The following is a 14888-nucleotide window of genomic DNA, read 5'->3' as shown; positions in this document are numbered from 1 at the left end:
TCGAGAACGATGATATCGATGGCGGGTCTGCAGTGACCCGGGCTGTGGGGGAGTCCTAGCTGTACGTCGGGTGGTGGGTAACCTTCGGTTTCGGTGAAGCGGGGCTACGGCTCCGGGCGGGAGATGGTGATATGAACGGCATGGGTCCCGATGGTGAGGAACTCGGGTAATGGCCGGGCCTGAAGACGGGGTTACGCCTACGCCTACGCCGACTCCTTCTCCGGAGCCGAGCGACGAACCCGAGCCCACGGACGAACCGGGCCCAACTCCTAGTCCCGAAACGGGTCCAACCCCTGAGCCCGATCCTGATTCCGACGCCGAACCCAATTACTACGTATATGACGAAGACGGTGGCCGCGAAACACCGGAAACACGACCTGAATCGGGATACTACTACGAACAGGTCGAGGGCAGTGACGACGTTCTGCTTTGTCAAATCGACCCTTGGACCGGCCAGCGCATAGTAGTCCGTGAACTCAAAGCGGGCGAGCCGGAGTACTTGGTTACCAAGGATGGTACGGCGTACAACAAAGTCGACCAGGATGGAAGTGGATCGGGGGAGACTTTCGAACCCGGTGATGACAGGCGAGAGGACGACGACGCCGATCGGACTGACAAGCTGGATTCCATCACCGATACCTACGGTGAGGATTATGTAGTACCGGATTCCGATCGGATTTATTACCAGGATACAGAAGACAAGGATGGGGACGGAAATAAGACAGAGTTTCTGTATGCTGCCTACGCAGACTTTCCACTGCGTATAGAAACACCCAGTAGTGAGCTGGGGATAGGGCCGTCCCCAACTTTGATCGGTCTGATCGAGTGTGCCAATGATGAGCTCAAATGGCTTAGTCGCCAGATGGGCACGGGGGATATCAACAAGCCGAGTTATCTCATGGACCCGGACGGTGACAAGGCGCACTTGGACGATAACCTCGACAAGGCATTCATCGACGAACTCTACGCGCAGGGCCGAACGTCCGAGGAAGAACTGGAGACGTCGTACCGATTCGGGGAACTGCGAGACGACTGGGAGGCGATCGATCAGTCGTTCGGAGATGTGGTTCTCGCCATCGATCGTCACAATCACGCGGCGTACAAAGAAGTGTTCGACATGGTCCAGGAGATCAATGGGGCGATGGCTCTCAGTCTCACCGGGAGCTACGAATTCGACGACGAGACGACCCTGGCCGGATCTTTCAAGAATACTCTGACCGGTACGGAAAATGCCGCGAACGAGCAGTTTGCGGAAGACGGCCGGGATATTGATCTGAAAGATATCGGTATCCAGCACATTGCCGAGGAACTGGAACTCGCGTACATCATCGGTCGCGGCGTGAGCGACTGCACGGCACGGGTCAACAAATACGTCGAGGACATGGAGGCTCTCTCCCAGCAACATTCGGAGGTAGATCAACTCATCGACGACGGCCAATGGCACAAGGGAAATGATCCCGAATCCGAAAAACCGGAAAACAATGACGGGGACGGCGACAACGACGGGGACGGCGACAACAACGGCGACAACGACGGAGACGGCGACAACAACGGCGACAACAACGGGGACGGGGACAACAACGGGGACGGGGACAACAACGGCGGCGGCAACAACGACGGGGACAGTGCCTTCGATCCCCCCGCGGATACGGGCGAAGATCCGGCTGGTGACCCCAGCGGTGATCTCGAGGACATCGGTAACGAATTCGCGGATATCCTGGGCGGTCCCACCCAGGACGGTGCCACGACCGAGGATGTACTCGGCGGTGGCGAGGAGGACGGCGAGTCGTCGAGCCTTCAGGACCGGTTGATGGAGTACATCAACGGCGACACCGGCAGTGCGGGTGGCGCTGCTACCCAGGCGCAGGCGCCGGCGCAGACACAGCAGCCCAGCATGGACCCATCCATGATGATGGCCCTGCCGCTGCTGGCCAACGCCATGGGTGGACAGGGTCCGCTGGGCGGTGGCGAGAAGAACGAGGACAAGGGCAAGGACGAGGACGAGCCGGGCCGCGACGAGAATCGGCCGGTTCCCGGTCCGCCGCAGCAGTCTCCCGGCGTGCCTGTCAACGCAGATCCTGGTACGGCACCCACCACTCAGCCGGTGGTCACCGCGCCCGCCGATACCGGAGCCCCACCTGTTGTCAGCACCCCCGGCGCCCCGACGGGGTGGACACCACCGGGCGGTGTCCCCGGCAAGGACGACATCCCGATGCCGCAGGCAGCCGGCGACGCGCTCACCCGGCAGCTGGGCAATCCGGCAATGGATGCCGGAACCGCTTACGCCGGGACTGCGGGCGAGCAATCCGTGGAGAATCCCTGGCAGCAGGTCGATGTGGCGGCGCTGCGTACGGGCGATGTGATCGCGTGGGAGAACCACAGTGCGGTGATCGTCGACAACGGCAACGGGCCGCACTATCTGGAGAACGGACAGCTGGTGCCGCTGAACCAGAGCAATTTGGACCACCCCCAGTACGGCAAGTTCCAGAACTATTTCCATCCGACGGGCCTGGACTCCGCTGGTGGCACGAATATGCAGGTTCCCGCGGTACCCGCGAAATTGCCGGAGCCGAAGATCACCGAATCGCAGCCGCCCGAGCCGCCACCGATCCAAGGGCCCGCGGAGGCGTAGACGGGTGCCCACTCACCGCGAGTCAGGTGGACGCGGTGAGCGGCGGGCCGGGGGCGTGGATGCTAGTCTCCGCTGAGATCGCCGGAGGGAGGCTGCCATCACCGCACTGTGGATCGTCGTCGTGATCGTCGTGCTCGTCCTGCTGGGTATCGTCGCGTATCTGCTCGTCGTACAGCGGAACAAGCCGCAAACCACACCGCAGGCCCCGGTCGACCCCTTCGCCGATAAGGACACCGATGCCCTGCGCGGTGACCCGCGGGGCCTGAAGGCCGGGGATATCGTCGATATCTTCAACGAGACCTTCACCGTGCGCGGTTCGCTGCGGTTGAAAGAGGGCGGCTACCAGTGGAGTGAGCATCTGCTGGACAACGCCAAGGGCACCCGCAAATGGCTGTCGGTGGAGGAAGATCCGGAGCTCGAGCTGGTGCTGTGGACGGAGACGCCGGGAATTCCGGCGCCCGGTGATGACGAGCTGGAACACGACGGGAAGCGGTTCCGGCTGGAGGAGTCGGGGACGGCTCGCTACATCGGTGAGGCGACCACCGGGCTCACCCCCACCGGTACGGTCGCGTATCACGACTATGTGGCCGAGGACGGAACACGCCTGTCGTTCGAGGATTTCGGGGAGTCGGGGAAGAAGGAAGCGGCAATCGGGCAGGTCGTCTACCGCAGCGCGATTATGATCTATCCGCAGTCGTCGTCTTGAGCTGCTGTATCACCGGACGGGCTGGGTGCCAGACGGGGGAAGGTTTTCTGTGAGTCGTAAGTCCTGGGTGATCGCTGCCGTCTGCGCGATCCTCGCGATGCTGCTGTCCGGGTGCGGGTCCGATGACGACGACGGGAGCGGGGCGCGGTCCTATGTCGGGTCGCACTACACGCGTGCGACGAATCTCGACGAAGCCAACAACGGGATGGCTTATACCGCGAACAAGCAGCCGAACTCGGTCGCCGACGAGATCGCGAAGGCGGCGCGCCCGCTGGACCGGCGCTCGACCGGCCCGATGACATTCCTGCAATACCGCGACGACATCATCGCGATCTCCCCGAACGGATCCGGGACCAAGATCCTCGTCGACGACTACCGCACCGGGCACCGTCGCCACCACACCTACGTCAGCGCCTACGGCTGGCCCAGCGATAACAGCAGCTTCCGCGGCGGCGGTTCCGGCGAAGGAAAATAGGCCGCCCCGACCCATCCACCCCTTCCCAGGAGGAAACACATGCTCGAAGACCTGCCCGCGGACGCCGGTGCCGCGGCCGCCTACTCCGGCCTCGGAATCGTTCTGATGGTGCTCGGGTTCGTCCTGGTCGACGTGCTCACCCCGGGTAACCTGCGCCATCAGATCTGGATCGAGCGCAACCGCAACGCCGCACTGCTGGTGGCCGCGAACATGCTGGGGGTGGGGATCATCGTCGCCACCGCGATCTGGACCTCGGAGGGGGCGATCGGGCGGGCGCTGATCTCCAGCGCCGTCTACGGCATCATCGGCCTCGTCGCGATGGGGCTGGCGTTCCTGATCCTCGAATTCACCACGCCCGGCGAATTCCGGGGCGTGGTGCAGGAGCACGAACTGCATCCCGGGGTGTGGGTGAGCGCCGCGGTGCATATCGCGGTCGCCGCCGTGGTCGCCTCCGCACTGACTTAGGGTGCAGGCGAACCCCTCGCCGAGCACGCTCACGGCCGGTGCAGCGGCGGCGGAACCCGGTGCCGCGGCCGTATCCGATCCCGCAGTCGCGGCAGGGCCCGGTTCCGCGGCGGCGCCCGAGGTCCCCGGGCGGTTCGCTCGGATCGCTCTGCTGCTCACGGTATTCGTCTGCGCGGCTTGCGGGCTGGTGTACGAACTGTCCTTGGTGACACTCGGTAGTTACCTGATCGGCGATACCGCCACCCAAGCCTCCATCACGCTGAGTGTGATGGTGTGTGCGATGGGGGTGGGCGCGCTGGCCGCGAAACCGTTGCGGCATCTGGCCGCGCCGGCGTTCCTCGCCGTCGAACTCGCGCTCGCGCTGGTGGGCGGGCTGTCGGTGCTGGGGCTCTATGCCGCCTACGCCTGGCTCAACCTCTACACCGCCGCGCTGGTGCTGGCTTCCTGCGTGATCGGCGCCCTGGTCGGCGCCGAGATCCCGCTGCTGATGGAACTGCTGCAGCGCATTCGCAAACAGGAAGCGGGGAGCGCGGTCGCGGATCTGTTCGCGGCCGACTACGTGGGCGCCCTGCTGGGTGGGCTGGCGTTCCCGTTCCTGCTGCTGCCGGTGTTCGGGCAGATCCGCGGCAGTCTCATCGTGGGGGTGGTGAACGCGCTGGCCGGGCTGGCGCTGGTGTTCATCTGGTTCCGGGCCGACCTCGCGCACTTGGTCAAAGCGACCTTCGCCATGATCACCTTGCTCGTCGCGGGAACTCTGGTGTGCAGCTACCTCTACGCCGACCGCTTCGAGGCCACCGCCCAGCAGGCGCTGTTCGCGGCCCCGATCGTCTGGCAGCGCCAGACCGAGTACCAGAAGATCGTGCTCACCGAATCGATCTCCCCGTTCGGGACGCAGGACACCCGGCTCTTCCTCAACGGCGACCTGCAGTTCTCCTCGGTGGACGAATACCGCTACCACGAGGCCATGGTCCATCCGGCGCTCGCCGGGAACAGGCAGAACGTGCTGGTCATCGGTGGCGGTGACGGTCTCGCGCTCCGCGAAATCCTGAAGTATCCCGACGTGCGCACGGTCACCCTCGTCGAACTCGATCCGGTGATGATCGAACTCGCCCGTACCGACAGCCGGCTCACCGGGCTGAACGGCAACTCCTTCGCCGACCCCAGGGTCCGGGTGGTCACCGCCGACGCGTTCACCTGGCTGCGCACCGCCGGATCCGATTACGACGCGGTGATCATCGACCTGCCCGACCCGGACCAGACCTCTATAGCCAAGCTCTACTCCACCGAGTTCTACGCCATGGCCGCCCGGGTACTTGCCCCGGACGCCACGATGGTGGTGCAGGCGGGCTCGCCCTTCTTCGCCCCGCATTCCTACTGGTGTATCGCGGCGACGGTCCGCACGTCGGGGCTGCATGTGCTGCCGTACCACGTGGATGTGCCGAGCTTCGGCGATTGGGGTTTCCTGCTCGCCACCCGCGACCCCGATCCGGAACTGCGCCTCGACCCACCCGGCCCGCTGCGCTCGATCGATGAGACAAGCCTGCAAGCCGCAACCGTTTTCGCGCCGGACCGCCGCGATACCGGGGAGGAACCTTCTACCCTGATGCACCCGGTAATCCTCGACCTGGCGCGCATGGAATGGGTGTAGCCCGCGAGCGCGGCCGGCTGCCGGACCGCTCAACGCGACGTTCGCTCGCGGAACCAGAGGTTCGCTGCCCACTTCTCGCCACGTTCGACGGGCATGCCGCCGTGCAAGCTGCGCTCATCGACGAGATTCGTTCCCGGGCGGCAATTGTGGAAGAGTACCAACGTGCCGGGAGCCGCCCGGACTGCGAGGCGTAGCTTCGGGAAGCTCGTGGAACCGCCCGCCTCCACCTCGTTCAAGTAGAGAAGGGCTGTGATCAGGCGCTGGCCGCGACGGGCGAGGCAGCGCTCGCCTCTGCCCGTGTCTGCCTTCCACGCATCGTAGTGCGGGCGGTACTGCTCACCGGGTCCATAGTGCACGACCTGGAACGACTCGGCGTGGGTCAAGGGAATCGCGGCGATATCGCTGATGCGCGTGGCAAGCCGCATCGTGAGCTCGCTGTGGTTGTGGGGTATCCAGCAGTTCTTTCCCGTGCGGCCGGGGCTGACGCGGCCTCCCGTATCCCCGCTGACCTTCGCGGGTTTCAAGATCTCGCGGGCCGGTTCGATGAGCGCTGCCATTTCGTCCGGGGCGGCGATATCGTCGAAAAGCCAGAGCGGGGGGTCCGCGGAGAGTTCTGTCCCGTGCTCGTACTCGCGGCGCAGTGCCACCAGGTCGACGGGCGCGGACGCATCGGCCCGGGTCACATCCCGGTCGCCGGATTGCCCGGTCGTTTCCCGGTCCTGGAATTTCATGGTTACTGTCTGCGTGCTGTCGTCCACGGCGTGCCCTCCGACATCGGCTGCGGCCGGCGACCGTTCATATTGCTCGCTCCCCCGGCATTCGCCAATTCATCCGCCTACCCGGTACGGAAAATTCCTGGTCTTCCTGGTGGCTCGGGTAGCGGTGGCACCGGGTCGACCGGATCAGGTCCGCGCAGTTATCGGTGCGGGGCCGGATCGGGTGGTTCCCACGTGAGGACGGGGCGCAGGCTCCGCAGGGCGGGACCGGTGGGCGTCATCCGCATGACCGCGTCGCGGAGAAGCGCAGCCGGTGCCCAGGACCATTGCAGTACGGCACCGGCCCGCCGGGACAATCGTTGCAGCGGTTCGGCCCGGGCACGACGGAGCCGGTCGTACTCGGTGAGCGCCGCAGCGATATCCCGATGCCGGTCGAGCAGTGCGGCCGCGGTGACCGCGTCCTCGATGGCGAGGTTCGCGCCTTGGCCCAGGTTGGGTGTCATCGCGTGGGCGGCATCGCCGAGCAGAGCTATCGGTCCCCGCGTGTAGCTGCCGATAGGCGGTAACTCGTAGATGTCGTGCCGGAGCAGGGTCGGCGGATCGATCGAGTCCAGCAGAGCCGGGATCGGATCGTGCCACTCACCGAAACGGCGGCGCAGTTCGGCGAGTTCGCTGTCCGGACTGCTCTCTCCAGGGGGCAGGGTGGCGGCGCCGTAGAAGTACACCCGGCCGTCGCGCAGCGGAGCGATCCCGAATCGTTCGCCGCGCCCGATGGTTTCGCCGCCCGACGTCACGTGCCCGCGCGGTGTCACGATGGCGCGCCAGGCGGTGTAACCCGCGTAGGCCGGTGGTGCGGCAGCGGGCCAGTGCAACGACCGGACGGTGCTGTTGATCCCGTCGGCACCGAGCACGACGTCCGCCTCGGAAGTTCCGCGGCTGTGCCCCACCCGGACGCGATCGCCGGTGATTTCCACCGAATGTACTGTCGCGCCCAGCTGGAGGCGGCTGTCGCCGACTGCGCGGCGCAAGATGTCGAAGAGGTCGGTGCGGTGGATGATCACCAAATCGCCGTAGCGTTCGCGGAAACGAGCGATATCCGTGCGCGCGAGCCACCGGCCGGACGGGTCGCGCATACCCGCCTCGGTGGCCGCGAGTGCCTGTTCCCGGACCTCCGCGCCGATGCCGAGAGCATCGAGACCGCGTAAACCGTTGGGCCACAGACTCAGTCCCGACCCCGCCGGGCCCACCTCCGTAGCCCGCTCGAGGACCTCGACCTCCCAGCCGCGCTGTCGCAGGGCAATCGCCGCGGTGAGACCCGCGATACCCGCGCCGACAACCAGGGCCCGGCGTTGCTGTCCGGTCGGTCCGCCGGCCATCATCCCCACCTCCGTCTCGGGCACCGTCGCCGTTCCGCCCTCGATTATGTCGCGGCCGCGGCTGGGCGGTTCCCCCGGACGGTGTGCGATTCGACTCGCGGGTGTGCGTCCGGACCGCCGCGCCACCTGCTCCGCACGGCGGGATGCCGGGGCGGGGTCAGCCTGTCGCGGAAGCGGACGGCGTGGGGGTGCCGGAGGTTCCGGTTGTACCGCCGGCGGCGGACGGGATAGCGGTGGTCCCGGTGGCCGGGGCCGATTTGGTGCCCGTGCTTCCGGTGGTGGAGGAGGTCGCGATGGCGCTGCCCGTCGCGTCTGTGTCGCCGTCGCCCGCAGCTTCCTCGTTCTCGCCGGTGGTCTCGCTGGTGGTGGTTGTCGTCACCGTGGTCTCGGAGGTCGTCGGCTCCGGGGTGGTTGTTTGCGGAGTGGTTGTTTCGGATGCGGTCGGTTCGACGGTGGTGGTGACCGGAGGCGGCGTGGTCGTGGTGGGGGGCGGCGGCGGGGGAGGAGGGGCACTGGGCTGCGGTTCCGGTTCGATCCAGGCCGGGGGTGGGCCGGGATCCACGGCCGGGCCACCGGGTACCACCGGCGCCACCGGCACCGCTTCGGTGACCGAGACCGGTGGTGCGGGAGCACGTGGCGGACTCGTCGGGCGCACCGGCACCGCCGGCTCGGTGACGACCGAATAGGTGGTGGAGGGGGAGGTTCCGGGGGTCTCCGTGACGAGCGTGCTGTTCTCCCGGGTGAGTGCGAGCGCCGAGGTGCCGGCGACGGCGAGGGCCAAGACCGACAGTACGACAGCCGCTCGCCGGGGGAAACGCGGCGCGGGCGGTGCGGCCCCTGCCCCCGGGGCGGGCTGCGGTGGTACGAAGGCCGCGCCGGACGTCCCCCGAGCCGCGGTCGCCGGAATAGATGCTGCGGCAACGGGCACCGGGGCAGCCGGGCCGGATTCCGGAGTGGTGGAGGCCGCGCGACCCGGACCGGGAGTCGCCGCCCCGATAGCCGGTTGCGGGCTCGGCGCCGCGGCCGGAGCGCCCGGATGCCGGCCCGGTTCCGGTGCTCCCGGAGTGGCCGGGTCCGGGCTCGAAGCCGGTGCCGACGTAGCCGGAATATGCGAATCCACGGCGATAGCCGGGGCCGCGGTAGCCGGGGTAGCCGGGTCCGAGGGCTGCGCCCGGTCTCCCGGAACCGGGGACGGCGCCGTCGCCGGTTCCCGCAGCGCGGCCCGCGCGGCGGCGACCAGTGCGCCGGCGGTTTCGTAGCGCTGCCCGGGGTCCTTGGCCATACCTTTGGCGATCACCGCGTCGAACTGCCTCGGCAACCCGGCGGTCGACGGTGCCGGCGGTTCCTCGTTGAGGTGCGCGGCGATCTGGCGTTGCATACTCTCGCCCCGATACGGTTTCGCGCCGACCAGGCATTCGTAGAGCACGCACGCCAGGGAATACACATCCGAGGGCGGGCCCGAATCGTCGTCGGCCAGCCGTTCCGGGGCCATATAGGCGAAGGTGCCGATTACGGCACCGGTGGTGGTGACGGTGGTGTCCTCGTCGCTGCGGGCGATCCCGAAATCGATCAGATACGCGAAACCCGCTGGGGTGACCAGGATGTTCGACGGTTTCACATCCCGGTGCACGAGCCCTTCGGCATGCGCCGCGTCCAGGGCCGCGGCGATCTGGGCGATCACCTCGACCGCTTCCGCCGGTTCCAGACGGTCGCGCTCGGCGAGGAGCGTCGCCAGGTTGGGGCCCTGCACCAGGCGCATATCCAGGAAGAGGCGGCCGTCGATCTCGCCGAAATCGTGGATCGGCACGATATGCGGTTCCGCGAGCCGGGCCGCGACCTGGGCTTCGCGCTGGAAGCGTTTGCGGTAGGTGGCGTTGTGGGCGAACTCCGGTGCGAGGACCTTCACCGCCACCAGCCGGTCGGTGCCGGTGTCGTAGGCGCGGTGCACTTCCCCCATGGCCCCGGCCCCGAGTAACTCGAGTAGCCGGTAGCGGCCGAACGGTGTTCCTTCCACGAGCAACGGATACCACATCCTGTGACCGTTCACAGCACCCGATAACTACCGGGTTTGCCTTGCGGAACACCGGAAAGTGCTGGACACAATAGGTTTCGGCTAATCGGGCGGCTCGTCGGTGCCGAGGGATTCGATCGGTGGATCGGCGAAGACCCGGGCGGACGAATCGCCGAGGCGGGCCGCGGTCTCGGCGCCGACCCGTAACGCGAAACGGCCGGCGTCCGGGTCGACCGCGACCATCCCGAAATCGCGGTCGATCTCGTCCTCGGTGAGGCCCAGTGCGTTCAGCGCGTCGGCCAGCACCGAGCCCGGGGGCAGTTCGACGGTCAGTAACGGCACGCCTTCCAGGCTACGCGCGGACGGCCACCTCGCGCAGTTTCGCGAGCAACGCCTGCGGTGCGACGACGCCGTGCCCGTAATCGTGGTCGAATCCCGCGCCGGCCCGGTCGGTGGCGCTGCTCAGCAGCAGTTCGCGCAACCGGGCGGGTGGTACCTGCGCGGCCGGCCACCGGGTGCGGAACGCCGCGATCACCCCGGCCAGTACCGGGCAGGCTGCCGATGTGCCGGTATCGGGCGCGTCGGCGCCGAACGCCGTGGAACCCAGGAAATGGGTGTAGGAGCTGATATCGGGTTTACGCTCGGCCAGGCGCCCGGGACCTTGCGACGAGTAGCCGACCCGCTGCCCACCGGTATCGACCCCGGCCACCGACAGCGCGTTCGGATGGGAATTGGCGCCGGTGATGGGCCGGTCGGGGTAGGCGCAACGGCCGTCCGGGCAGTCGCGCCCGCAGTTACCGGCGGCGAACAGGATATCCGCGCCCGCCGCGTCCAGGGAGCCGACGATGACGTTGAACGGGTGATCGGGGTTGTCCGAATAGTTGCCGGGATCGCCGACCGGGAAATCCCACTCCGGGGAGAACGCGCCCCAGCTGTTGCTGATCACCAGCGAGCGGCGGTCCGCGGGCTGCTGGGTGAGCACGGTGCGCAGATGCGCGAAGGCGGCCAGGGCGTCGGAGAGTAGTCCTTCCATGCGGCTGCCACCGGACCGGGAACTCTGCAGCAACGGAATATCGAGGTAGGTCGCTTCGGGTGCCGCGATGAGCGCGTCGAAGGCGCACATGGTGCCGTGATCGACGGTGAATTCGCCGGCTTTCCCGCCGACCCCGGCCGGATTCCAGCTCCGCGCGGTATCGATGGTGATCGCGGTGCCACTGACCTCCCGCACCTTCGCCGCGTTGATACCGGTATCGAGAACGGCCACCGCCACACCCGCACCGGTCAGCCCCTCGGCGGTGAGCTGCTCGCGGCCCAGCAGTTCGGCAACCTTCTTCCAGTCACCCACCGCGCCGTCGTCACCGCAGGTGAGTACCGGTTCGATCACCGGATCCGCGAAAACACCGGTCACTCCGGGCGCGGCGGACAGCGCCTGCCGGGCGCCCTGATCGCCGTCGGGAATCTCGCCGCGCACGAGATAGGACGCGCTGCCCTGCTGGGAAGTATCGCTGACCTCGCGAGCGCCGGGCGGCAGAGCGACCGGGGAGTAACCGGAATCGAGGCGGAAGCCGGGCAGCTCGCCGGTGAGTTCGGCGGCGGAGATATCACCCGCCGAACCGGTTGCGGCGGAGAGCAGTTCGGGCGAAGGGCGAAGCTCGATGACGACTCGCATGCCCGCCATCCTGCCCCGGATCGGAGAACCCGGCAATCGCTGCGCGAATCGGCCCGGCCTACCGTTCGGGTGTTCGCAGTGGACATACCGACGTCACGCGCGGAAGAACTCTGTCACCCGTGCGCCGGGGCGGTGACGCGGTGTTCGGCGAGGCGGCTGAGTACGGCCTGATTTGCTTCCCAGCCGTCCGGGAATTTCACCGGCACACCCAGATAGACCGGTTCCGCGGAAGGGTGGGCGTCGAGAAGTTCGTCGATTCCGCGGCGGCCGACGACGATACAGGCGTGGCGGTGCCGGGACGCCAGCACGCACAGGCGCCCGGCCTCCAGGTGGAACGCGCCGGCGTCGCGGCGGCCCGAGAGCGGATGCAGGATGACCGTGACGTCGTATTCGCGGCCCTGCAGCCGGTTGGCCGTATCGACGGTGACCTCCGCGGCGAGTGTGCCGGCCAGTGCGTCGCGTACGGCCTGGGCCTGATCGCGGTGCGCGGTGCCGACGGCGATGCGGGTGGCGTCGATGGTGCGGGTGCCCTGTTCGGAATGGGCGACCCCGCCGCGTTCCAGCAGCCGGCAGGTGAGATCGGCGATAGCGGCTACCGCTTCACCGTCGGTGCGCAGGGTATGCCGGGCGGGGAGTTCGTAGTAGGCCCAGCCGTGCGCCGCGGCCTCGTCGAGAACATCGTCGACCGGACCGCGTAGGCCGCGGGTGGCGAATTCCAGCCGCCGCTGCTCGGGCCTGGTCCCCGCTTCGAACGGCGCGAACGGGTAGAACGCGGCCGACACCACCGAGGCCGCCGAGGGCGGGAGCCGCCAGGATACGGGCAGGGTGTGCACGGGGATACCGTCGTTGTGGTTGAGCATCACCGCGACCGCGCTCATCGTCGGATCCCAGGAGAGGCCGGCCCAGCGGTCGGAATCGACGGTGGCGAAGGGATCGAGCTGGCCGGGGTCGCCGACGAAGAGGCCGCGTTCGAAACGATTCGCGATGCGCAGCAACATATCCGAACGCATCTGATACGCCTCGTCGACGATCGCGTACGACCAGCGGCCTTCGTCCAGGGTGGCCCATTTCGCGGCCGTACCGATCACGATCGCGCAGCGTTCCAGATCCGCGGGCCGGTTGGCGACATCCACGTTCTCCCGGTCGATGCGGGCGCTGGGGCGGTAGTCGCCGGCGGAGAGGCGCCCGATGCGCAGTTCCGGGTCCGCTGTGGCGAGCCGGTCGATGAGATCGTCGACCTGTTCGTTGGTCTGCGCGACGATCATCCGCTGTTCGTCGTCGGCGGCCGCCAGCTGCCGGGCCGCGCGCACCACCAGCGTCGACTTCCCGGCGCCCGGCGGGGAATCCACCACCAGGGCCCGGTGCGCGGTGTTGTCGAGATCGGTGAGGATCGCGCCGATCACCGCGTCGGCAGTGCTCACGACTGCGCCTCGCCGGCGCTCGGCTCCGTCGTACGCACTGGTGCGCTGTATTGATGGTTCACTCGCTGCCGCTCGCTCACGACCATTCCTCCTGGTGTTCGGCCGCCGGATCGGGCGGGGGACCGCCGTGCGTCCACGGTGTCTCCTCGCGCGGCGGGAGTTTCGCGGGCGGGCCGCCGAACCCGCTGGGAGAGAACCGGGCGAAACCGATCGCGTCGCCCTCCTCGGGCACACTGCCCGGTGCCGGGTTCTTCCCCTGGCCCATCCCGCTCACCAGTTCCAGCTGCACGACATCGTCGTCGACGGCGACCACTTCGGCTTTCTGCGCGGGCCGGTCGATCCGGAACAGGGTTTCGCCGACACGGCCGCGGAACGGGTCGGTGGTATGTACCCAGATATAGGGCCGCGGGACCTCGCGGGATTTCGGTTTCGCCCGCCGCTCGGGTTCGCAGTCGGTGATCGTGCCCTGGAACGCCTCACCGACGAGCCGGTATTCGATCAGGACACGCGGATCGTCGAACGCGCGTTGTGCCTGGAAGGTGTCGAGCGCCTGCTCTTGTTTGAGCAGCCGCCGGGTCGCCGAGACCGCGGAATCGCGACGGGCCTGCGGATAGCCCTCGGGGATATCGGCGACGAACCAGGAGAATGCCGAGCGGTCGTCGGTCCAGCGTTTCTCCACACTCGCGCCTTCGGGCAGCTCCCGCAGCAGTTCCACCGCCCGCCACATCAACCGCCAGGTGGGTTCCAGCTGGCCGCGCAGCGCCTGCTCGAGGCGTTCCGCGGCAATGACTTTCGCCCATTCGTGCGCGGCGCTGTCGTAAGCGGCGATGAGCGGGGCGAGCTCCTCGTTGTCGAAACCTGGGTCGGTGGCCGGGCCGGCGGGCGGCGAGGCGAGGGGGTCCTCGGCGAGGGCGGCGGCCTGCGCGCCCGTGAGCCCGGGCGGCGGATCGATCCAGCCGAGCAGGGCCGCCAGATTCGCGTCCTCAAGCGCGGATTGGCCCGACGCCCAATGCGCGGTGAGTACCGAGGTCATCGCCAGGCACACACTGGAACCCGGGAAATCCGAGCGGTCACCGAACCAGGTGAGCCAGCGCCCCAGCAGCGGCAGCGATTCCGGGACGGCGTTCTCGCCCTCGGTGCGATGGAACCGCACCGAACGGCCCAGCAGCCGCAGGAATTGGATGCCGCCGAGATTGGGTAACAACAGTTGCGGGGCGTCCAGGTAGCGCAGATAGGTTTCGCCGGTCGATTTGACGGTGAGTTCCTCGGCGTCTTCGCAGAACGACGAAACATAGGGCAGCACCCGGTCGGCCAGTTGTTCGATGAAACGCAGGCGCAGGACCCGGTCGCGGGGCTGGGCCACGATCAGCACCGTCGAATCCTCCGGCGCCGACCCCAGCATCACCGCCAGCGGAGCGGCTGCCTCCCCGGCCAGCCGCAGCGGAACCAGCACCAGCGGACGGTCGGCGAGATGGTAATGCCGCCGGGCGGCAATGGGTTCGGCGCGGCCTGTCCGCGCCGCGGTAGCCTTCGCCAGCGCGCTGAGCACGCTCATACCGCCACCGGCCCTGATCCGCTCAGGCTGTGCCCAACATGCATGAGCGGGGCTCCTGCGTGGTTTCGCTGCGCGACCGCTGCCCGGCCCGACCCGCTGATGCTGTGCCCCGGGGCGATGAGCGGGGCTCCTGCGTAAGTCCGCCGGGCTACCACCACCGATCTCGATCCACTGACACTGCGTCTCTGGGGGATGACCGTGGGGCTTGCGTGGT

12 protein-coding genes are annotated in these 14888 nt (G+C 67.7%); 5 read left to right on the top strand and 7 right to left on the bottom strand.

The genetic code is table 11. The features are described from left to right. Nucleotides 1–169 precede the first annotated feature (169 nt). From QH276_RS34675 to QH276_RS34655, 5 genes are all read left to right on the top strand, one after another. Complete coding sequence (locus QH276_RS34675) at nt 170–2632, top strand: hypothetical protein (protein WP_280407035.1); 2463 nt, start codon at nt 170–172, stop codon at nt 2630–2632. 121 nt (nt 2633–2753) lie between these two features. Further along, nucleotides 2754–3338, top strand: a complete 585-nt coding sequence (locus QH276_RS34670) for a DUF4178 domain-containing protein (RefSeq protein ID WP_280397685.1) — start codon at nt 2754–2756, stop codon at nt 3336–3338. Between the two features lie 49 nt (nt 3339–3387). Next, on the top strand, nt 3388–3813 hold the full coding sequence (locus QH276_RS34665) for a DUF4247 domain-containing protein (RefSeq protein ID WP_280397684.1): 426 nt from the start codon (nt 3388–3390) through the stop codon (nt 3811–3813). 39 nt (nt 3814–3852) lie between these two features. Beyond that, nucleotides 3853–4278 (top strand): DUF350 domain-containing protein, encoded by a 426-nt coding sequence (locus QH276_RS34660; protein WP_280397683.1) that lies wholly within the window; start codon nt 3853–3855, stop codon nt 4276–4278. A 1-nt stretch (nt 4279) separates the two neighbouring features. Continuing rightward, nucleotides 4280–5926 carry a polyamine aminopropyltransferase gene (locus QH276_RS34655; protein WP_280397682.1) on the top strand — a complete coding sequence of 549 codons (1647 nt, stop codon included), beginning with the start codon at nt 4280–4282 and terminating at the stop codon, nt 5924–5926. A gap of 29 nt (nt 5927–5955) precedes the next feature. Here the strand turns inward: QH276_RS34655 and QH276_RS34650 are convergent, their stop codons facing one another. The 7 genes from QH276_RS34650 to QH276_RS34620 all read right to left on the bottom strand — a co-directional run bounded on the left by QH276_RS34650 (nt 5956) and on the right by QH276_RS34620 (nt 14674). Further along, on the bottom strand, nt 5956–6684 hold the full coding sequence (locus tag QH276_RS34650) for a prolyl hydroxylase family protein (protein ID WP_280397681.1): 729 nt from the start codon (nt 6682–6684) through the stop codon (nt 5956–5958). Nucleotides 6685–6842: 158 nt separating this feature from the next. After that, nucleotides 6843–8042, bottom strand: coding sequence for an FAD-dependent oxidoreductase (locus QH276_RS34645; protein WP_280397680.1), 1200 nt, complete (start codon nt 8040–8042; stop codon nt 6843–6845). Between the two features lie 133 nt (nt 8043–8175). Further along, nucleotides 8176–10050 (bottom strand): serine/threonine-protein kinase, encoded by a 1875-nt coding sequence (locus tag QH276_RS34640; protein ID WP_280397679.1) that lies wholly within the window; start codon nt 10048–10050, stop codon nt 8176–8178. Between the two features lie 81 nt (nt 10051–10131). Beyond that, nucleotides 10132–10371 carry a hypothetical protein gene (locus QH276_RS34635; protein ID WP_280397678.1) on the bottom strand — a complete coding sequence of 80 codons (240 nt, stop codon included), beginning with the start codon at nt 10369–10371 and terminating at the stop codon, nt 10132–10134. A 10-nt stretch (nt 10372–10381) separates the two neighbouring features. Beyond that, nucleotides 10382–11698: a S8 family peptidase gene (locus tag QH276_RS34630; protein WP_280397677.1), complete on the bottom strand. Its 1317-nt coding sequence runs from the start codon at nt 11696–11698 to the stop codon at nt 10382–10384. 113 nt (nt 11699–11811) lie between these two features. Further along, nucleotides 11812–13119 carry an AAA domain-containing protein gene (locus QH276_RS34625; protein WP_280397676.1) on the bottom strand — a complete coding sequence of 436 codons (1308 nt, stop codon included), beginning with the start codon at nt 13117–13119 and terminating at the stop codon, nt 11812–11814. 76 nt (nt 13120–13195) lie between these two features. After that, complete coding sequence (locus tag QH276_RS34620; RefSeq protein ID WP_280397675.1) at nt 13196–14674, bottom strand: hypothetical protein; 1479 nt, start codon at nt 14672–14674, stop codon at nt 13196–13198. Nucleotides 14675–14888: the final 214 nt, after the last annotated feature.

The organism is Nocardia carnea (genome assembly GCF_029869215.1).
Lineage (GTDB): Bacteria > Actinomycetota > Actinomycetes > Mycobacteriales > Mycobacteriaceae > Nocardia > Nocardia carnea_B.
Note: the sequence above shows the minus strand (reverse complement) of the source record. Positions and strands in the feature narration are given on the sequence as shown.

What these genes read in the sequence shown, in the direction of transcription:
- QH276_RS34630 (WP_280397677.1), bottom strand. Translation starts at nt 11,698, where the DNA reads ATGCGAGTCGTCATCGAGCTTCGCCCTTCGCCCGAACTGCTCTCCGCC.
- QH276_RS34675 (WP_280407035.1), top strand. Translation starts at nt 170, where the DNA reads ATGGCCGGGCCTGAAGACGGGGTTACGCCTACGCCTACGCCGACTCCT.
- QH276_RS34640 (WP_280397679.1), bottom strand. Translation starts at nt 10,050, where the DNA reads ATGTGGTATCCGTTGCTCGTGGAAGGAACACCGTTCGGCCGCTACCGG.
- QH276_RS34660 (WP_280397683.1), top strand. Translation starts at nt 3,853, where the DNA reads ATGCTCGAAGACCTGCCCGCGGACGCCGGTGCCGCGGCCGCCTACTCC.
- QH276_RS34620 (WP_280397675.1), bottom strand. Translation starts at nt 14,674, where the DNA reads ATGAGCGTGCTCAGCGCGCTGGCGAAGGCTACCGCGGCGCGGACAGGC.